General features: G+C 68.6%; 18 protein-coding genes. 10 read left to right on the top strand and 8 right to left on the bottom strand.

What is annotated here, in order from left to right; translation table 11 throughout:
* Positions 1 to 27: 27 nt before the first annotated feature.
* The 3 genes from ACSQ9A_RS27745 to ACSQ9A_RS27755 all read left to right on the top strand — a co-directional run bounded on the left by ACSQ9A_RS27745 (position 28) and on the right by ACSQ9A_RS27755 (position 2,411).
* Positions 28 to 984 carry a VOC family protein gene (locus ACSQ9A_RS27745; protein ID WP_093108528.1) on the top strand — a complete coding sequence of 319 codons (957 nt, stop codon included), beginning with the start codon at positions 28 to 30 and terminating at the stop codon, positions 982 to 984.
* A complete protein-coding gene (locus ACSQ9A_RS27750; protein ID WP_093108527.1) occupies positions 981 to 1,889 on the top strand; it encodes a c-type cytochrome in 909 nt (302 codons plus the stop codon). Before ACSQ9A_RS27745 ends, ACSQ9A_RS27750 begins: the two co-directional genes overlap by 4 nt.
* A gap of 204 nt (positions 1,890 to 2,093) precedes the next feature.
* Positions 2,094 to 2,411, top strand: coding sequence for a hypothetical protein (locus ACSQ9A_RS27755; protein WP_436306057.1), 318 nt, complete (start codon positions 2,094 to 2,096; stop codon positions 2,409 to 2,411).
* Here the strand turns inward: ACSQ9A_RS27755 and ACSQ9A_RS27760 are convergent.
* Both ACSQ9A_RS27760 and ACSQ9A_RS27765 read right to left on the bottom strand, forming a co-directional pair.
* On the bottom strand, positions 2,408 to 3,403 hold the full coding sequence (locus tag ACSQ9A_RS27760) for a tripartite tricarboxylate transporter substrate-binding protein (RefSeq protein WP_436306058.1): 996 nt from the start codon (positions 3,401 to 3,403) through the stop codon (positions 2,408 to 2,410). The genes ACSQ9A_RS27755 and ACSQ9A_RS27760 overlap by 4 nt on opposite strands.
* 15 nt (positions 3,404 to 3,418) lie before the next feature.
* The gene (locus tag ACSQ9A_RS27765) at positions 3,419 to 4,618 is read right to left on the bottom strand and encodes a M20 aminoacylase family protein (RefSeq protein ID WP_436306059.1); all 1,200 of its coding nucleotides are present in this window, start codon (positions 4,616 to 4,618) and stop codon (positions 3,419 to 3,421) included.
* 100 nt (positions 4,619 to 4,718) lie between these two features.
* Between ACSQ9A_RS27765 and ACSQ9A_RS27770 the strand changes: the two genes are divergently transcribed.
* The gene (locus ACSQ9A_RS27770; RefSeq protein WP_436306060.1) at positions 4,719 to 4,907 is read left to right on the top strand and encodes a hypothetical protein; all 189 of its coding nucleotides are present in this window, start codon (positions 4,719 to 4,721) and stop codon (positions 4,905 to 4,907) included.
* Positions 4,908 to 4,916: 9 nt separating this feature from the next.
* Here ACSQ9A_RS27770 and ACSQ9A_RS27775 read toward each other — a convergent pair whose 3' ends face one another.
* On the bottom strand, positions 4,917 to 5,225 hold the full coding sequence (locus ACSQ9A_RS27775; RefSeq protein WP_436306061.1) for a plasmid stabilization protein: 309 nt from the start codon (positions 5,223 to 5,225) through the stop codon (positions 4,917 to 4,919).
* Between the two features lie 71 nt (positions 5,226 to 5,296).
* The gene (locus ACSQ9A_RS27780) at positions 5,297 to 7,621 is read right to left on the bottom strand and encodes an ATP-dependent DNA helicase (protein ID WP_436306062.1); all 2,325 of its coding nucleotides are present in this window, start codon (positions 7,619 to 7,621) and stop codon (positions 5,297 to 5,299) included.
* Between the two features lie 79 nt (positions 7,622 to 7,700).
* On the opposite strand from ACSQ9A_RS27780, the gene ACSQ9A_RS27785 reads away from it, so the two are divergent.
* Together ACSQ9A_RS27785 and ACSQ9A_RS27790 are read left to right on the top strand one after the other, a co-directional pair.
* The gene (locus ACSQ9A_RS27785) at positions 7,701 to 8,123 is read left to right on the top strand and encodes a CopG family transcriptional regulator (protein ID WP_093108520.1); all 423 of its coding nucleotides are present in this window, start codon (positions 7,701 to 7,703) and stop codon (positions 8,121 to 8,123) included.
* A 25-nt stretch (positions 8,124 to 8,148) separates the two neighbouring features.
* Positions 8,149 to 9,225, top strand: a complete 1,077-nt coding sequence (locus tag ACSQ9A_RS27790) for an extracellular catalytic domain type 1 short-chain-length polyhydroxyalkanoate depolymerase (RefSeq protein WP_436306063.1) — start codon at positions 8,149 to 8,151, stop codon at positions 9,223 to 9,225.
* An 11-nt stretch (positions 9,226 to 9,236) separates the two neighbouring features.
* Here the strand turns inward: ACSQ9A_RS27790 and ACSQ9A_RS27795 are convergent, their stop codons facing one another.
* Positions 9,237 to 9,869, bottom strand: coding sequence for a response regulator (locus ACSQ9A_RS27795; RefSeq protein ID WP_093108518.1), 633 nt, complete (start codon positions 9,867 to 9,869; stop codon positions 9,237 to 9,239).
* A gap of 226 nt (positions 9,870 to 10,095) precedes the next feature.
* Here ACSQ9A_RS27795 and ACSQ9A_RS27800 point away from each other — a divergent pair, with 226 nt between their 5' ends.
* From ACSQ9A_RS27800 to ACSQ9A_RS27810, 3 genes are all read left to right on the top strand, one after another.
* Positions 10,096 to 10,914, top strand: coding sequence for an SDR family NAD(P)-dependent oxidoreductase (locus ACSQ9A_RS27800; protein WP_093108517.1), 819 nt, complete (start codon positions 10,096 to 10,098; stop codon positions 10,912 to 10,914).
* On the top strand, positions 10,901 to 11,404 hold the full coding sequence (locus ACSQ9A_RS27805) for a CinA family protein (protein WP_436306064.1): 504 nt from the start codon (positions 10,901 to 10,903) through the stop codon (positions 11,402 to 11,404). The genes ACSQ9A_RS27800 and ACSQ9A_RS27805 overlap by 14 nt, the downstream gene beginning before the upstream one ends.
* A gap of 230 nt (positions 11,405 to 11,634) precedes the next feature.
* Positions 11,635 to 12,621: an SDR family oxidoreductase gene (locus ACSQ9A_RS27810; RefSeq protein ID WP_436294249.1), complete on the top strand. Its 987-nt coding sequence runs from the start codon at positions 11,635 to 11,637 to the stop codon at positions 12,619 to 12,621.
* Here the strand turns inward: ACSQ9A_RS27810 and ACSQ9A_RS27815 are convergent.
* Both ACSQ9A_RS27815 and ACSQ9A_RS27820 read right to left on the bottom strand, forming a co-directional pair.
* Positions 12,596 to 13,738 carry a YihY/virulence factor BrkB family protein gene (locus tag ACSQ9A_RS27815; RefSeq protein ID WP_436306065.1) on the bottom strand — a complete coding sequence of 381 codons (1,143 nt, stop codon included), beginning with the start codon at positions 13,736 to 13,738 and terminating at the stop codon, positions 12,596 to 12,598. The genes ACSQ9A_RS27810 and ACSQ9A_RS27815 overlap by 26 nt on opposite strands.
* A 109-nt stretch (positions 13,739 to 13,847) precedes the next feature.
* Positions 13,848 to 14,750, bottom strand: a complete 903-nt coding sequence (locus ACSQ9A_RS27820) for a LysR family transcriptional regulator (RefSeq protein WP_436306066.1) — start codon at positions 14,748 to 14,750, stop codon at positions 13,848 to 13,850.
* 110 nt (positions 14,751 to 14,860) lie between these two features.
* Between ACSQ9A_RS27820 and ACSQ9A_RS27825 the strand changes: the two genes are divergently transcribed.
* Positions 14,861 to 15,619, top strand: a complete 759-nt coding sequence (locus ACSQ9A_RS27825; RefSeq protein ID WP_436306067.1) for an SDR family oxidoreductase — start codon at positions 14,861 to 14,863, stop codon at positions 15,617 to 15,619.
* Between the two features lie 68 nt (positions 15,620 to 15,687).
* Here ACSQ9A_RS27825 and ACSQ9A_RS27830 read toward each other — a convergent pair whose 3' ends face one another.
* Positions 15,688 to 16,935 (bottom strand): hypothetical protein, encoded by a 1,248-nt coding sequence (locus tag ACSQ9A_RS27830; RefSeq protein WP_436306068.1) that lies wholly within the window; start codon positions 16,933 to 16,935, stop codon positions 15,688 to 15,690.
* Positions 16,936 to 16,967 lie beyond the last annotated feature (32 nt).

Here is a 16,967-nt window from a genome sequence, read left to right on the forward strand (position 1 = left end):
CCAATCTTCATTTATAGAGAGTTTGCCATGCCTCCCGATCTCCGCCTCGGCTATCTGGTCTTCGAAGCGCGCCGTCTTCCTCGATGGGAGGCGTTCTGCCAACACATGCTCGGCCTCGCCGCGCCTGCGGCCAACATCGACGGCAGCCTCGGCTGGCAGATCGACGAAGCCTGCCAGCGGCTGATCGTTCAGGAAGGCCCGACCGACGACCTGGCGGCGCTGGGCCTCGAATGCGCGAACGACGAGGTGCTAGACAGCCTGCTGCAGCGCCTTCGCCAGGGCGGCATCGAAGTGACGGCAGCCGACGCGGCGCTTCGCAGTGCGCGCCGCGTGCAGCGGCTTCATCGCTGCACCGATCCCTGCGGCAACAGCGTCGAGCTGTTCACCGGCCTGGCCGCCGCCGCGCAGCCTTTCGCCTCGCCGGTCTTTCCCGAAGGTTTCCGCACCGGCGAGCTGGGCCTGGGCCATGCCGTGCTGGTGTCGCACGAGCTGGCGGCGATGGAGGCCTTCTACGTCGGCCTGCTGGGCTTCGGCGTGACGGAGCGGCTCGCAACACGTGTCGGCCCGATGGACATCCGCGGCGTGTTCCTGCACTGCAACCGCAGGCATCACTCGATCGCGCTGTTCGACATGCCGCTGTCCAAGCGCATCCACCACTTCATGCTGCAGGCCGAGCGGCTCAGCGACATCGGCATCGCCTTCGAGCGAGCGCGCCGCCACAAGGTGCCGCTCTCGCTGGAACTCGGCCAGCATCCCGATCCCGACGGCACCTTCTCCTTCTACGGCGCCACGCCCTCGGGCTTCGACTTCGAGATCGGCGCCGGCACGCAGACCATTGACCCCACGGGCTGGGAAACACAGCACACCGATGTCACCAGCGCCTGGGGCCACAAGCCGAAGCTGCGCCTGCAATTGAAGATGGCCGCCGGGCTGATCACGCAGAAGATGTCCGGCGCACCGCGCCAGGCGAAGGAGCTCGCATGACGACAACGACCAAGCGCTGGCTCAAGCGCGGCGCCCTGGCCCTGCTGATCCTCGTCGCCCTCGCCGCCGCCGCCCTGTTCGCCGGCGACCAGCTGGCCCGCCACAAGATGCAGCGCAAGCTCGAGGTCGCGGTGAAGGCCGTGCCCGTCCGCGAAGACGCGGCCGCGCTCGAACGCGGTCGCTATCTCTACGCCTCGCGCGGCTGCGTCGACTGCCACGGCGCCCAGGGCAACGGCAGGATGTTCCTCGACGACGGCAAGGGCATGCGCATCGCCGGGCCCAACATCAGCCCCGGCCCCGGCAGCGTGGTCGCGGGCTACGCGCCGGAAGACTGGGTGCGCGCCATCCGCCACGGCGTCGACCCCAAGGGCCGCGTGCTGATGGTGATGCCGAGCGAGGACTACAACCGCTTCACCGACGAAGACCTCGCCTCCCTGGTCGGCTACATCCGCAAGATGGAGCCCGCCGCGGGCGGTGCGGCGGTACTCGACCTGCCGCTGCCGGTGCGCGCCTTCTACGGCTTCGGACTGATGCACGACGCCGCCTCGAAGATCGATCACACGCTGCCGCCCGCGCAGCCGGTGCCCGACGGCGTGAGCGTTGCGCACGGCGCCTACGTGGCCAACATGTGCCTGGGCTGCCACGGCGTCAAGCTCAACGGCGGCAAGATTCCCGGCGGCCCGCCCGACTGGCCGGCCGCGGCCAACCTGACGCCTGGCGAAGGCACGTCCATGACGCGCTATGCCGACGCCGATGCCTTCGCGCGCATGTTCAAGACCGGCAACCGGCCCGACGGCACGCCGATCAAGGTCATGCCCTTCGGATCGCTCGGCCAGATGAACGACACCGACGTGCGCGCGCTCTTCCTGTACCTGAAGAGCCTGCCGCCCAGTCCGCAGGGTTAGCGTCCCGCGAGCGCCTCGCGAAGCCAGGGACGTGGAAGGCCGCTTGCCTGCAACGCCGTCGCGCCTGTCCTTGATCAAGCTCGCACCGCGCGAGCGCACGGGTCCCGCGGCCCGGCACGAAGTCGTGGCCAGTGTGGACAGCGCGACCGGTCGTCCGAGGGCCTCGCGATCAGTCGCGACGGCCGCCACATCGCGACGGTGAACATGCGCGAAACCGCCTTCGCACCCGATTCGCCGCGCTACACCAAGCAGGCTTCGATCAGCTATTTCAGCTTCGACCCCGGCCGCAGCGCACTCGCCAAGGTGGGCGACTATCCCTTCGAGGGCATGCTGCCGGAGGGCGGCAGCTTCGATGCCGCCGGCCGGCATTTTCTGGCGACGGTCTTCGAATACGCGGACGGCAGCACGCCCGCCGGCGGCATCGAAGTCTGGCGCGTGGGCGATGCCGGCAAGCCGGGCCTGACGCACCTCGGCCGCATCGTGGTGCCGCACTGCGCGCACCACGTCGAGCTCACGCCCTAATCGATCTTCGCGCCCGAGGCCTTGACCACCACGCCCATCGCGTCCCAGTCGGCGCGCAGCAGCTTCTGGAAATCCTCGGCGCCGGAACTGCGCGGCTCGACGCCGAGGCGCATCAGGCGCTCCTGCATCGCCGGCTCGGAGATCACCTTGTTGAGCGCCGCATTGATCTTGTCGACCTCCGCCCTGGACGTGCCGGCCGGTGCGAGCAGGCCGATCCACGAATCGAACTCGTAGCCCGGCAGGCCGCTCTCCATGGCGGTCGGCAGCTTGAGCAGGAAGGGGCTGCGGACCTTGCCGGTGGAGGCCAAGAGCGTGATGCGCGCGTCGCCCTGCAGGCCGATCACGCCGATGCTCGACGAAGTCACCGCCTGCACGCGGCCGGCCAGCACCTCGTTCACCGCCTCGCCGGTGGACTTCATCGGGATGTGCGTCATCTGCAGACCGGCCTTGGCGAGGAAGGAGGCCATCGCGAGGTGCGTGGCGCTGCCGTTGCCGGCCGAGGCGTAGTTGTACTTGCCCGGATTCGCCTTCACCTCGCGAATGAACTCCGCCGTGTTCGACACCTTCATGTCGCTCGACACCGCGACCACGTAGCCGGCATTGCCGATGCTGGCCACGCCGACGAAGTCCTTGAGCGGGTCGTAGGGCAGCTTGCTGTAGAGATGGCCCGCGATGTGGTGGCTGGCCGCCGCCAACACCAGCGTGTTGCCGTCGGCCGGCGCCTTGGCGACGATCGCCGCGCCCACCGTACCGCCCGCGCCCGCGCGGTTCTCGACGATCACGCTGGCATTGAGCGCCGTGCCCAGCTCGTTGTTGAAGGCGCGCGCCACCGTGTCCTGCACGGCGCCGGTGCCGAAGGGCACCACGACGCGGATCACGCGCTGCGCATGCGCGGGCGCCGCGGCCGCCAGGGCCAGCAGGCCGGCCGCGGCGAAGGCGGCCAGGGAACGTCGGGTGAACAGGTGGGACATCGCAGCGGCCGCTTTCGTCATGGTTGTTCTGGAAGTTCAGGTGCCGGCCGGAAGCCAGCGCTCCACCAGCTTCACGAAGTAGCTGGCGCCGATCGGAATGATCTCGTCGTTGAAGTCGAAAGACGTGTTGTGGATGATGCAAGGTCCGGGCCCGTGGCCTTCGAGCCGGTGGTCGCCGTCGCCGTTGCCGAGGAAGGCATAGCAGCCCGGCCGCGCGAGCAGCATGTGGGCGAAGTCCTCGGCGCCCATCACTGCGGGCAAGTCGTCGGTCACCATGTTCTCACCCACCACCTCGCGCATCACGCTCGCCGCGAACTGCGCCTCGGCCTTGTGGTTGACCACCGGCGGCGAGGCGCGCACGAAGCTCACCTCGGCCGTGCACTCGTGCGCCTGCGCGATGCCCTGGGCCAGCGTGCGCAGGCGCTCCTCGATGCGGTCCAGCGCGGGAATCGAGAAGGTGCGCACCGTGCCGCCCAGCGTGGCGACGTCGGGAATCACGTTCGGCGCGTCGGAGCCTTGCAGCTGCGTGACCGCGAGCAGCGCGCGCTCGGTGCTCGCGATGGTCTTCGGCACCAGGGTCTGCAGCGCCTGCGCCAGCGCGACGACGGCACCCACCGGGTCGATGCCCGTGTGCGGCATCGAGGCATGCGTGCCGCGGCCGCGCATCGTGATCTTGTAGGTGTTGCTCGAGGCCATGAGCGCGCCTTCGTTGAGCGCGAAGCGGCCGACCTCGCCCACGGGAAAGTTGTGCAGCGCAAACACCGCGTCGCAGGGGAAGCGGTCGAAGAGCCCGTCCTGGATCATCTTCTTGGCGCCCGCCTTGCCCATCTCTTCGGCCGGCTGGAAGATGAAGTTCACCGTGCCGTCGAAGCGGCCGCCCTTCTGCGCCAGGTGCCATGCGGCCGCCAGCAGCATCGTCGTATGGCCGTCGTGGCCGCAGGCATGCATGCGGCCCGCGTGGGTGGACTTGTGGGCGAACTCGTTGGCCTCGGCAAGCGGCAGCGCATCCATGTCGGCACGCAGGCCGATGCTGCGCGTGCCTGTGCCCTGGCGCAGCACGCCCACCAGCCCGGTGCCGGCGATGCCGCGGTGCACCTCGATGCCCCATTCGGCGAGCAGCTTGGCGACCTTCTCGGAGGTGCGGTGCTCTTCGAAGCCCAGCTCGGGATGCGCGTGGATGTCGCGGCGAATGTCGACGAAGCGGCTGACGTCTGCGAAGGAATCGGCGAGGTTCATAGCGGCGGTCGTGGGGAAGAAGCCACGGATTCTGACGCAGCTTGGCCCGGCGCGCGTCCCGGCCTAGGATGGCGCATCACCGATCCGATGAAGGCCCGCCATGAGCAACGAGCTGCGCAGAAAACTGCACGAGCTGCAGGAGCTGTCGAACAACGCGCCCGACCCCCAGACGCGCGCCATCATCGAGGCCCTGCGGCTTCAGACCGCGATCCTCAACGAGCGCCTGTTCGCCATCGAGCTGCAGCTGGCCGAACTCGGCAAGGGCGGCCTGCCGCAGCCGGAACCCTGAGCGTCGCGCTCAGGCGCGTGCGGCGTTGCGCTTGCGCGTGGCGGCGGCCTTCTTCGCCGAGGCCGAGCGCTCCGCGGCGCTCCGGCTGGCGGAAGCCGAACCGCCGATGTGGCCGCCCTTGCGCGAGGGCGCATGGTTCTCGGCCTTGCCGCGGCCCGAGCCGCTCTTCTTGCCGCTGCCGGTCTCCGCGTTCACGGTGGCCCATGCGCGCCGCTCGGCTTCACCCTTTGCGACGCCGCGTTTCTCGTAGCCTTCCTCGATGTGCTCGGCCTTGCGTTTCTGCTTGTCCGAATAGGACGACTTGTCACCTCTTGGCATGACGATTCCTTTCGTAAGACCTGGAATACGGCAAGGCTGCGCTTCACGAATCACCGGTAGCGCAGGCCGGCTTACCGCCTCTGCGTAGGCGATGGCTCACCGGGCTCGACGCGCCCGAACAAGGGCTGCACATGCCACCAGCCCGGCAGCAGCGCGCGGATCTCCTGCTGCGCGAAGCGGTCGTCGAGCAGGTACAGCACGCCCGCGTCCTCTTCGCTTCGAATCACGCGTCCGGCGGCCTGCACCACCTTCTGCAGCCCCGGATAGACATAGGTGTACTCGTAGCCGTCGCCGAACAGCGCCTGCATGCGCTCGCGCATGATCTCGTTGGCCTCGTTGTGCTGCGGCATGCCCAGGCTGGCGACGAAGGCACCGACCAGCCGATCGCCCGGCAGATCGATGCCCTCGCCGAAAGCGCCGCCGAGCACCGCGAAGCCGATGCCCTGGCCGCCGGGCGCGAAGCGCGCGAGGAAGGCCTCGCGCTCGGGCTCCCGCATACCGCGCGACTGTGCCCACACGGGCACGCCGGGGTGCCGCGCCGCGAAGGCCTGCAAGGCGCTGTCCAGGTAGTCGAAGCTGCTGAAGAAGGCCAGGTAGTTGCCCGGGCGCTCGGTGAACTGGCCTCCGATGATGTCGATGAGCGCCGCGAGCGAGCGGCCGCGGTCGCGAAAGCGCGTCGAGACGTGCATGGCCACGCGCACCGTCAATTGTTCGCTGCGAAAGGGCGAGTCGACGTCCAGCGTGGCCGTGTCCTGCGGCAGGCCCAGCGTGTCGCGGTAGAAGGAAAAAGGCGCGAGCGTGCCCGAGAAGCAGGCAGCCGACGCGCAATCGGCGAAGCGCTGTTCGAGGAAGGGCGCCGGCACCAGGTTGCGGATGGCGAGCGCCGCGGCGCCGCCTTCGCCGAGAGTGGATTCGAAGACCGAATGCGTGCCGAAGGAATCGGTCAGGCGCAGGAAGTGCAGCGCATCGAAGAAGAAGCGCTGCAGCGGACCTTCCGCTTCGTCGGGGCGGGCGGCGAAGTGCTCGGCCATGGCCGAGACCGCCTCCTGCAAGGCGCGCTCGAAGCGCTCGGCAATGGCCTCCTGCGCCTGGTAGGCGACGGCCTGGTCGCGCTGCTGCAGCGTCCACTCGCGCTGCAGCTTGCCCAGCACCGGCTTGAGGCCGGCCGGTGCATGGCGCCGCGCCTCCGCCAAGGCCCCGGTTTCCAGCTCTGCGCTGTACATGCCGCGCGCGCGGCCCAGCAGGTTGTGCGCCTCGTCGACCAGGAGCGCCACGCGCCACTCTTCCTCTTTCGTCAACGCGTAGAGGAAGGCGCTGCTGTCGAAGTAGTAGTTGTAGTCGCCCACGATCACGTCGCTCCAGCGAGTCATTTCCTGGGCCAGGAAGTAGGGACAGACCTGGTGCGACAGCGCGATGCGGCGCGTGGCCTCGCGGTCCAGCCAACCCGCTTGCGCGGCTTCGGCGCGCGCCGCGGGCAGGCGGTCGTAGAAGCCGCGCGCGAGCGGGCAGGCCTCGCCGTGGCAGGCGCGGCCCGGGTACTCGCAGACCTTCTCGCGCGCCGCGAGTTCGAGCACGCGCAGCGGCACGCGTTCGCCCGCGAGCAGGCGCAGGCTGTCGAGCGCGAGCGCCCGGCCCGAGGTCTTGGCCGTGAGGAAGAAGATCTTGTCGATGTGCTCCGAAGGGCGCGCCTTGAGCAGCGGGAACAGGGTGGCCACCGTCTTGCCGATGCCGGTGGGCGCCTGCGCCAGCAGGCAGCGCCGCGAGGCGGCCGAGCGGTAGACGGCTTGCGCCAGCTCGCGCTGACCGTGCCGGAAGCCGGCGTGCGGAAAGGCCAGCCCGGCGAGCGCTTCGTCGAGCTCCGCGCGATGGCCGGCCTCCTGCTCGGCCCATGCGAGGTAGCGCCCGCACAGCGCCTCGAAGTCCTCGCAAAGCGCCTCGCGCGTCCAGCTCTCGGCCAGCGCAAACTCCTCGCCGGTCGCGAGTTCGAGGTACACCAGCGCGACCTCGATGTCGGGCAGCGAACGCTCTTCGCACAGCATCCACCCGTAAACCCTGGCCTGCGCCCAGTGCAGCGCGCGATGGTTCGAGCGGATGACCGCGAACTCGCCGCGAAAGGTCTTGATCTCTTCCAGCCTGCAGCGCCCGGCGTCGTAGCCGTCGGCGCGCCCGCGCACCTGCAGCCGGCCGAAGCGCGAGGCGAGCGCCACCTCGCTCTCGTAGTCGGCATCGCGCCGGCCCTGCACCAGGCGATGCCCGGCAATGCCTTCCTGCGCGGTCGGCGCGGGCACGAAGCGCAGATCGAGATCGCCCGCCTTCGCGGCGAAGGCGCACAGCGATTTCACCGAGACCGCAAGGGTCGGCGCTGTGGCAGTGGAAGAAGCGGGTTCGGTGCGCATGCCGTGATCTGGATGAATATACAGTGGCCTTGGAAGGGAAGATAAAAACCATCCACTTGGATGGTGCTAGGATGGCGCCATGCCACGAAAAAGCGCCACCCTGGCCTCCGCCGCAAAGCCCGTCGACGAAAAGATCACGATCAACGTGGGCTGCGTCGATCTCGGGCAGATCGACCTGCTGGTGCAGGAAGGCTTCTATGCCAACCGCACCGACCTGATCCGCACCGCGATCCGAAACCAACTGGCCACGCAGATCGACGTGGTGCGCCAGGTCGTCTCGCGCAAAGCCCTGGTGCTTGGTATCCAGCACTACTCCGCTGCCGACCTGCAAGCCGTTCAAGCGGCCGGTGAGACCTTGCAAATCCGCGTGCTGGGACTGGCTGCGATCGCTCTCGACGTCACCCCTGCGCTGGCGCTGGCCACCATCGAGTCCATCACCGTGCTGGGAGCCCTGCACGCGAGTCCGGCCGTGAAGGCTGCGCTCGCCGGACGCATCGGCTGAACCCCAACCCCTCTGAAAGACCAAGATGAACCCTGACTTCAAGCATCTGATGGCGGAAGCGAGCCGGCTGACCCGGGCGGGCGACCTTCACGCGGCAACCGCTGCGATCCAGGCCGCGCTGGGCCGCATGGGACTCGCGCAGCCGACGACGAGCGAAATGCCGGACGTGATCGACGTCGAGGCCCGGCGAGTGCCTGAGCGCCAGCCGGTGGGCGTCGATCTGGAGGCGCCGGCCGCGTACGTCGATGTACCCGCTTCGGGCAGTTTTATCGCCGGCAGCTTTGCCGACGCAGCCGGCCGCCGCGACTACAAGCTCTTCGTCCCGCCGCAGGCCGGCGAACGCGCGCTGCCATTGGTCGTGATGCTTCATGGCTGCACCCAGGATCCCGATGATTTCGCCGCGGGCACGGCGATGAACGAGGCTGCGCTGGCGCAGGGCTTCTTCGTGCTGTATCCGGCGCAGTCGCGCCAGGCGAATCCACAGGGTTGCTGGAACTGGTTCAAGCACAGCCATCAGAAACGCGGCCGCGGCGAGCCCGCGCTCTTGGCGGGCATGACACGCGATGTGATGGCGCGTCACGCGATCGACCCCCAGCGTGTCTACGTCGCCGGGCTGTCGGCGGGCGGCGCGATGGCTGCGATCCTGGGTGAAGCGTATCCCGACCTGTTCGCGGCAGTCGGGGTCCACTCCGGCTTGGCAGCGGGTGTCGCATCCGACCTGCCGGCTGCTTTGATGGCGATGAAGGCCGGCGGCGCGATCCAGGGCGATGTGGCCAGCGGCGTGCCGACCATCGTCTTCCACGGCGATGCAGACGCCACCGTCCACGCGAACAACGCCGCTCAGGTCATGGCCGCCAGCGTGGGGAAAACGACCTCCGTCGACGTCGAACATGTGCAGAGCACCGGCGGTCGCGGCGCAACCCGGCATTCGCACCGCTCGGCCGACGGGCGCGTGGTGGCCGAACACTGGGTGGTCCATGGCGGCGCTCACGCGTGGTCGGGGGGCAGCGCCAAGGGTTCCTATACGGATGGCCGGGGCCCCGACGCCAGCGCCGAGATGCTGCGCTTCTTCTTCGAGCATCCGCGGCTGCCGACGCACTGATCGCCGGGTGCTCAGTCGATCAACCGGTTCTTCAGCGCGTAGTACGTCAGGTCGCTGTTGGAGGAGAGATTCATCTTCTCCATCATGCGCGTGCGATAGGTGCTCACGGTCTTCACCGACAGCGACAAGTGATTCGCGATGTTGCCCGCGGTCTCGCCCTTGGCCAGCTTGAGGAAGACCTGGAACTCGCGTTCCGACAGCTGCTCGTGCGACGCGGCGTCGTTCTTGCGATCGAGCTGGCGCGCCAGCAGTTCGGCCACGCCGGGCGTGATGTAGCGGCGGCCCAGCGAGACGAGGCGAATCGCGTTCACGATCTCCATCGGCTCGCATTCCTTGTTGAGATAGCCGCTCGCGCCCTGGCGGATCAGGTTCATCGCGTAGTGCTCCTCGGGATAGCCGCTCAGGACGAGGATGCCGACCCCCGGCGCCTTGGCGCGGATCATCGCGATGGCATCGATGCCGCTCTGTCCGGGCATCGAGAGATCCATGACGAGCACGTCGATCTCCGTGGTGCGCACCAGCTCGATCGCCTCGCGCCCGCTGGCGGCTTCGCCGACCACGCGCAGGTCCACGTGCTGGGAAAAAAAGTCGCGCAGCCCCGTACGCACGATGGCGTGGTCGTCCACGATGCCGATCTTGATCATCCGATTGCTCCTCGCGGGCCTCGGGAAACGCTCGAGAAGTCAAGCGCGAGGCCCTGACGGAGGATGCGGTCCAGGCTCGGGCGCGCGCGTGAGGGCACCGCCCGCGCATGCGTAGGTCGAAGCGTCGGGTTTCCGGGCATCCCGAACCCGATGCCGTCCGACATCCGCATGCCCAGGCGCTGCGTAGCTTCCGGGACATCGCTCACTTCATCTCGAGGAATACGCCATGGAATCCTCAGACCTTCGCCCCCTCGCGCTCGTGACGGGCGCCTCTTCGGGCATCGGCCTCCATCTGGCCAAGCAGGCGGCGCAGAACGGCTTCGACCTCGTGATCGGTGCCGACGAGCCGCTCGAGCAGGCCGCGGGCGAGCTGCGCATGCTGGGCGCCGAGGTGACCAGCGTGCAGGCGGACTTCGCAATGCGCGAGGGCGTCGACAAGCTGTTGCTCGCCGCCGGGGAGCGCAACATCGATGCGCTCTTCGCCAATGCGGGGCACGGCCTCGGCGGCGCCTTTCTCGACCAGGACTTCGCCGCGGTCCAGCACGTGATCCATACCAACATCACCGGCACCATCTACCTGCTGTACCGCGTGGCGCGCCACATGAAGGAGCGCGGCCAGGGCCGCATCCTGATCACCGGCTCGATCGCCGGCTTCCAGCCCGGCAGCTTCCAGGCCGTCTACAACGCCACCAAGGCCTTCATCGACTCCTTCTCCTTCGCGCTGCGCAACGAGCTCAAGGACACCGGCGTCACGGTGAGCTGCCTGATGCCGGGCGTGACCGACACGCACTTCTTCGCGCGCGCCCACATGCTCGACACCAAGCTGGCCCAGCAGGAGGACAAGGCCGACCCGGCCGAGGTGGCCAAGGTTGGCTTCGAGGCCATGATGAAAGGCGAGGCCGACGTGATCGCGGGCTGGAAGAACAAGATGCAGGCCGCGCTCGCCCATGTGACGCCGTCCGACACGCTGGCCGAGCAGCACCGCAAGCTGGCCCAACCCGGAAGCGCACGCGAGCCGGAGCGCGCCGGCCATGCCGAACGGTGACGGCACTGCAGCGGCCAAGGCCGCCGCGGAGTACCTCGGAGATCACGGCCTGGTGCTGGTGACGGCCGAGTCCTGCACCGCGGGCCTGATCGCCTCGCGCCTGGCCGAGGTGCCGGGTGCGGGCCAGGTGCTGGAGTCGGCCTTCGTGGTGTACGACCCCAAGGCCAAGCAGCGCTACCTGGGCGTGAGTGCCGGGACCATCGACCGCTACAACCTCACGAGCGAACCGGTGGCGCTGGAGATGGCCCGCGGCGCGCTCAAGCACAGCGACGCGAACCTGGCCATCGCCAACACCGGCGTGGCCGACGATGCCGACCCGGCGATCAGGCCCGGAACCCAGTGCTTCGCGTGGGCCTTCCGCGAAGGCAAGCGCACGCAGATCTTCACCGAGACGCAGCGCTTCATCGGCCGCCGCAACGAGATCCGCGAGGCCGCTGCGGACTACGCGCTGGAGCGCATCGCGCTCTACCACCGGCGCTTCAAGCACTGAAGAAGAAAGGCCGCTTCCGCTCAGTCGACCGAAACGACCAGCAGCGCGAGCGAGGCGGGCGCCATCGCGGCCGTGGCGAGCCAGCCCAGCAGCTTCATCGGCCGGTGCCGCGCCGCGCTGTGGGACTTCGTCGAGTCTGCGCGGTGGACGCGGCCTTGGACGACAAGGTGCGGGACGGCTGCTGTCTACGGTGGTTTGCAGCAACCCCTCATCCGCAGGAGCACACAGCCATGACTTCTTCTTCCGATTCCGGCGATGTCGCCGTGCAACAGCGCAAGGTGCAGCGCGAACAGGACGCCAAGGACCGCGCCGCGCCCGACAAGCCCAAGAGCAAGAAGCCGGTGCAGGCCGGCCACCGCCCCGAGCCCGAGAACCCGATGCCGGCGCAGCATCTCAGGAAGCCCGGGCTCGAAGCCGAGATGGACCTGCAGCCGCGCTTCAAGGCCTCGGGCTACCTCGGCAGCGGCAAGCTCGACGGCATGGTGGCGCTGGTGACCGGCGGCGACTCGGGCATCGGCCGCGCGGTGGCGCTGCTGTATGCGCGCGAAGGCGCGGAGGTCGCGATCGTCTACCTCGATGAAGAGCAGGTCGATGCCGAGGAAACCAAGCGCTGCGTCGAGGCCGAGGGCAAGCACTGCGTGCTGATCCCCGGCGACGTGCGCGACCCGGCCTTCTGCAAGCGCGCGGTGGAAGAGACCGTGCAGGCCTTCGGCAAGCTCGACATCCTCGTCAACAACGCGGCCTTCCAGCTGCATGCGGCGAGCATCGAGGACATCACCGACGAGCGCCTCGACCTCACCTTCAAGACCAACATCTACGGCTACTTCCAGATGGCGCGCGCCGCGGTCCCGCATTTGCGCAAGGGCGGCTCGATCATCAACTCCGGCTCCGTCACCGGGCTGGAGGGCAGCCCGCAGCTGCTGGACTACGCCACCACCAAGGGCGCGATCCATGCCTTCACCAAGTCGCTCGCGAGCAACCTGCTGGACCGCGGCATCCGCGTCAACGCGATCGCGCCGGGGCCTGTGTGGACGCCGCTGAACCCCTCCGATCGACCGGCCGAGGAGGTGCAGAACTTCGGCAAGCACACCGACATGAAGCGGCCCGCGCAGCCCGAAGAGATGTCTCCGGCCTACGTGTTCCTCGCGGCACCGTGCTGCGCGAGCTACATCACGGGCATCGTGCTCCCTATCACCGGGAGCGTGGGCGCGGTTTAGCGCGGCGCTGGTGCCGGTACCAGCGCGAGGCCAGCACGTTGCCGAGCGTCACGGCGCCGAGCAGCAGCAGCTGGCGGATCAGTACGGCGATGGCGCGCGCCACGCGCCAGTCGATCTCCGCCTGCGCCGCGGCCGTGCGGCCCAGCCCCGAATAGTCGGGCGGCGGCGGCGGCGTTTCGACCGATGCCACCGCCGCGCTGCCGTCCACACGATCGGTGCCGGCCGCGTCCTCGGCCGCACTCGCCTCGGTGGCCGCCACCGCCTTGACGCCCGAGACGGAACCATGCTCGTTGGCATAGACCTTGGTGAACTCGGCGCCCAGCAGGAAGATCTGCGCCGCGTAGTAGACCCAGGCCACCAGCACCACCAGCGAGCCCGCCGCGGCGAAGGATTCGTTGACGCCGCTCTTGCCGAGATAGAGCCCGATCGCGAGCTTGCCGAGCTTGAACAGCACTGCCGTGACGCCGGCGCCGATCCAGACGTCGCGCCACGCGATGCGTGCCGTGGGCATGAGCTTGAAGATCATCGCGAACAGCACGGTGACGATGCCCAGCGAAATCAGGACGTTGAGCGACTGCAGCATCAGCTCCCAGCCCGGCACCAGGCCGCCGAACCAGCTGCCGAAGGCGGCCAGCGCCGCGCTCACCAGCAGCGACACCATGAGCAGGAAGGCCAGTCCCAGGATCAGGCCGAAGGACAGCAGCCGCGCGCGCAGCACGGCCCACACGCCCGAGGGTTTTTCTCTTTCGGGCACGTGCCACATGCGGTCCAGCGCGCTCTGCAGTTCGGCGAAGACGGTGGTGGCGCCGATCAGCAGCACGACCATGCTGATCAGGCCGGCGACCAGCCCCTTGCCGGGCTCGTCGACGCTGCGCAGCAGCGACTCCACCGCGACGGCGCCCTCGCGCCCCACCAGCCCCGAGACCTGCGCCACGATCTGGCCCTGCGCCGCCTCGCGCCCGAAGAGCGCGCCGGCGATCGCGATGACGATCACCAGCAAGGGCGCCAGCGAGAAGATCGTGTAGTAGGAGATGGCCGCGCCCATGCTCGGCGCGTAGTCGTCGACCCAGGCCATGACGGCCTTGCGGCACAGGTCGAAGAGCTGCTTGGCTTTCATGGCGGGCGACTGTTGTCGTGGACGCAATGTCTTTCTCCGCGCGCCGATGCGCCATGCGCCAAGCTTGCGACTTGGAGTAGGCGGCGGCTCACGCCCCACGCCGTCGCTGCTAGTGCTTCGACACGCCGCCCAGCACCCGCACCAGTTCGTCATACACCAGCCGCACCCGCGCCGGCACCGGCGAACGCTGCACGCGGTAGACGTAGACCGGCCAGGGCTCCGGCGCCTCCGCATCGAGCACCGGCACCAGCGCGCCCGACTGCAGCCCCGGCTCGGCCAGCGGCGCGACGAGTTGGCCGAAGCCCAGGCCGGCCAGCACGGCGGCGCATTCGGCGTCGGTGTCGTCGGTAAAGAAGGCGGGCGCCGACACCGTCATTTGCCGCCCCCTGCTGAAGGGCCAGGGCCACGGGCGGCCGGAGCTGCGGTCGATCAGCGCCGTGAGCGGCAGGCGCGCGAGTTCGTCGATGCTTTGCGGCACGCCCGTGCGCGCGATGAGCGAAGGCGCCGCGACCACCCGCAGCGCCATCCTGCCGACCGGCTTGGCGACGAAGCGGCTGTCGCGCAAGGGGCCGGCGCGCACGCCGACGTCGATCTGCTGGCCCACCACGTCGGCCAGCTGCTCCGAGAGCCGCAGGTCCAGCGTGAGGCCCGGATGCGCAGCCAGCATCGGCGCCAGTGCCTGCGGAATCAGCCGGCGGCCGAGCACGCTGGGCGCCGCCACGCGCACCGTGCCCGCGTGCTGCGACAACGCACGGCGATCGATGCGATGAAAGAGCTGGTCGACGCCGCCGACCGCTGCACGTGCGCGCTCGGCCAGCTGGCGGCCGAAGTCGGTGAGCTGCACGCCGCGCGTGCTGCGGTGGAACAGCGGCTCGCCCAGCTCTTCTTCGAGCTCGCGCACCGCGCGCGTCACCACCTGCGGCGAGACCGACAGCCGGATCGCGGCATCGCGGAAGTTCGCGGCATCGGCGGCGGTGCAGAACACGCGCAGGGCTTCGAGACGGTTGGACATGGAGTGTTCCGGATTGGCGAATTCTGAACTCGCCAGAGTTTCATTTACGGGAACGCTAGGATTTTCCACACTGAGGGCGTCTGTTCAACCACCCACTAAAGGAAAACACCATGACATCCGTTCAAGACAACATCCAAGGCAAGGTCGCCATCGTCACCGGCGCGAGCAGCGGGCTCGGCGAAGCGACGGCGCGCCACCTGGCCGCACGCGGCGCCAAGGTCGTGCTCGCGGCACGCCGCACCGACCGGCTCGAGCAGGTCGTCGCCGAGATCCGCGAAGCCGGCGGCGAGGCCATCGCGGTCGCGACCGACGTCGCCAGGCACGCCGACCTCGACAAGCTGGCCGCCAAGACCGTCGAAACCTTCGGCCGCATCGACGTGCTGGTCAACAACGCCGGCGTGATGCCGCTGTCGCCGCTGGACAAGCTCAAGGTCGACGAATGGGACCGCACCATCGACGTCAACATCAAGGGCGTGCTCTACGGCATCGCGGCCGTGCTGCCGCGCATGAAGGCGCAGGGCAGCGGTCACATCGTCAACGTCGCCTCGATCGCGGGGCTGAAGGTGTTCACGCCCATCGGCACGGTGTACAGCGCGACCAAGCATGCGGTGCGGGCGATCTCCGAAGGCTTGCGCGTCGAAGTCGGCAACAGCGGCGTGCGCGTGACCATCGTGTCGCCCGGTGCCGTCGAGTCGGAACTCAAGCACGGCAGCAGCGACCCCGAGAGCGCGGCGGGCGTGAAGGCCTTCTACGACGCGAACCAGATTCCGGCGGATTCGGTGGCGCGCGCGGTGGTCTATGCCGTCGAGCAGCCGGCCAACGTGGACATCAACGAGGTGGTGCTGCGGCCGGTGTCGCAGGAGTTCTGAGCTTCTCGCCGGCATCAAAAAAGGCCCCAGGCCGCAAGGACCTGGGGCTTTCGCCAGTGGAGAACCGATTAGTCGAGCAGGTTCAGCTGCAGGTATCCGCCAGTGGTCACGTTGGATGCTCCCACGATCGTGAAGAGCTTCGTGTTGTAGGTCGCGAAGTAGTTGGAACCCGTGCCATCCGGGAACTGGCGCATGCCGGCAGGACCGAAGGCGCCCATGCCGCCATAGGTGTTGGCGTGCGCGGCCGTCGTTCCGTCGGCGTTGATCACGATTCGGGTGTTGCCCGTCGCCGTCATGTTGATGCTGGCCCAGCTTCCCTTGGTCGATCCGCCGTGGCCTGTCGCCGCCGCCCAGACCGGCGTGTCTTGCACGCCAAGCCGCCACACGAGCATGCCGGGCGTCGAGGGCGCCGCGCCCGCCGACAGATAGACCTTCTGGTCGCCGATGCGGGCCATCGCGAAGCGGCCGTTCTCGGCAGGATTGGCGTTGTTGACGATGTGCCAGACGCCCGCAATCTCCGTCGCGCTGACCGTGTAGGTCGCCACCGAGGCCGGCGGGCAGTTCGGGATGCTGTAGATGGTCGAGTCGAAGCAAAGCTTCATGACCGTGCCGCCGGACGAGACCTCCGTCTGCGTGATCTGCGAAGTTTCCGCGGCTGCTGTCCGCTGGATGCCGAGGCGGTTGTACACGCCATCGAGTTGCGCCTGCTCGGTGACCAGGTTGCGCGCGCCGATGAAGGGCTTGACCGCGTAGGTACTGCCTGTGCCGAAAGGATCGACGAACGGAAAGTTGCCGACCACTGCATCCGTCGTCATGCGGAAGCGCGACGTGTTGGCCACCGAAGTGACCCGGCCGGTCTTGAAGAAGTAGGTGCCGGCTTCGGAGCTGTCCGTGTTGAAGGTGTCCGCCACGGGCGCGCTGCCGTCCTGGTTAACGAAGGTGTAGACGTTGGCGTTGAAGTCCAGCGTCAACTGGTACTGGAGCGCGTTCGCCGCATAGACGCGGTAGGTGCCGTTGCGCGCATCACCGGCCGAGACGTTCAGCACGGTGGCCTTGGTCAGGGACTGGTTGGCGCTCGCCTTGGCCGAGACCGTGTAGCTGACGGCGCTGGCCGTGCCATTGAGAATCTGCGCGGCCCACTTGCTGCCCGACACGCTCGGATTGCGCAAGCTGACCGCCGCTTCGCTGGAGGCGCTGGTCGTCCAGTCGGCGCTCTGGCTCGGTGTGATCTCCACGGTGTCGCCGGGCTTCACGGCGAACTGGCCGTTGGCGTCGGCTGTCGCTGCGCTGCCGTTGATCGATACCGTCGCCGTCAAGGCCGCCGGCGCACTGAAACCGCTCCCGCCCC

It is taken from the genome of Variovorax sp. LjRoot290, assembly GCF_964253985.1.
Lineage (GTDB): Bacteria > Pseudomonadota > Gammaproteobacteria > Burkholderiales > Burkholderiaceae_C > Variovorax.

Coding starts and splice junctions, on each gene's coding strand:
- ACSQ9A_RS27745 (WP_093108528.1), top strand. CDS start 28: ATGCCTCCCGATCTCCGCCTCGGCTATCTGGTCTTCGAAGCGCGCCGT.
- ACSQ9A_RS27750 (WP_093108527.1), top strand. CDS start 981: ATGACGACAACGACCAAGCGCTGGCTCAAGCGCGGCGCCCTGGCCCTG.
- ACSQ9A_RS27755 (WP_436306057.1), top strand. CDS start 2,094: ATGCGCGAAACCGCCTTCGCACCCGATTCGCCGCGCTACACCAAGCAG.
- ACSQ9A_RS27760 (WP_436306058.1), bottom strand. CDS start 3,403: ATGACGAAAGCGGCCGCTGCGATGTCCCACCTGTTCACCCGACGTTCC.
- ACSQ9A_RS27765 (WP_436306059.1), bottom strand. CDS start 4,618: ATGAACCTCGCCGATTCCTTCGCAGACGTCAGCCGCTTCGTCGACATT.
- ACSQ9A_RS27770 (WP_436306060.1), top strand. CDS start 4,719: ATGAGCAACGAGCTGCGCAGAAAACTGCACGAGCTGCAGGAGCTGTCG.
- ACSQ9A_RS27775 (WP_436306061.1), bottom strand. CDS start 5,225: ATGCCAAGAGGTGACAAGTCGTCCTATTCGGACAAGCAGAAACGCAAG.
- ACSQ9A_RS27780 (WP_436306062.1), bottom strand. CDS start 7,621: ATGCGCACCGAACCCGCTTCTTCCACTGCCACAGCGCCGACCCTTGCG.
- ACSQ9A_RS27785 (WP_093108520.1), top strand. CDS start 7,701: ATGCCACGAAAAAGCGCCACCCTGGCCTCCGCCGCAAAGCCCGTCGAC.
- ACSQ9A_RS27790 (WP_436306063.1), top strand. CDS start 8,149: ATGAACCCTGACTTCAAGCATCTGATGGCGGAAGCGAGCCGGCTGACC.
- ACSQ9A_RS27795 (WP_093108518.1), bottom strand. CDS start 9,869: ATGATCAAGATCGGCATCGTGGACGACCACGCCATCGTGCGTACGGGG.
- ACSQ9A_RS27800 (WP_093108517.1), top strand. CDS start 10,096: ATGGAATCCTCAGACCTTCGCCCCCTCGCGCTCGTGACGGGCGCCTCT.
- ACSQ9A_RS27805 (WP_436306064.1), top strand. CDS start 10,901: ATGCCGAACGGTGACGGCACTGCAGCGGCCAAGGCCGCCGCGGAGTAC.
- ACSQ9A_RS27810 (WP_436294249.1), top strand. CDS start 11,635: ATGACTTCTTCTTCCGATTCCGGCGATGTCGCCGTGCAACAGCGCAAG.
- ACSQ9A_RS27815 (WP_436306065.1), bottom strand. CDS start 13,738: ATGAAAGCCAAGCAGCTCTTCGACCTGTGCCGCAAGGCCGTCATGGCC.
- ACSQ9A_RS27820 (WP_436306066.1), bottom strand. CDS start 14,750: ATGTCCAACCGTCTCGAAGCCCTGCGCGTGTTCTGCACCGCCGCCGAT.
- ACSQ9A_RS27825 (WP_436306067.1), top strand. CDS start 14,861: ATGACATCCGTTCAAGACAACATCCAAGGCAAGGTCGCCATCGTCACC.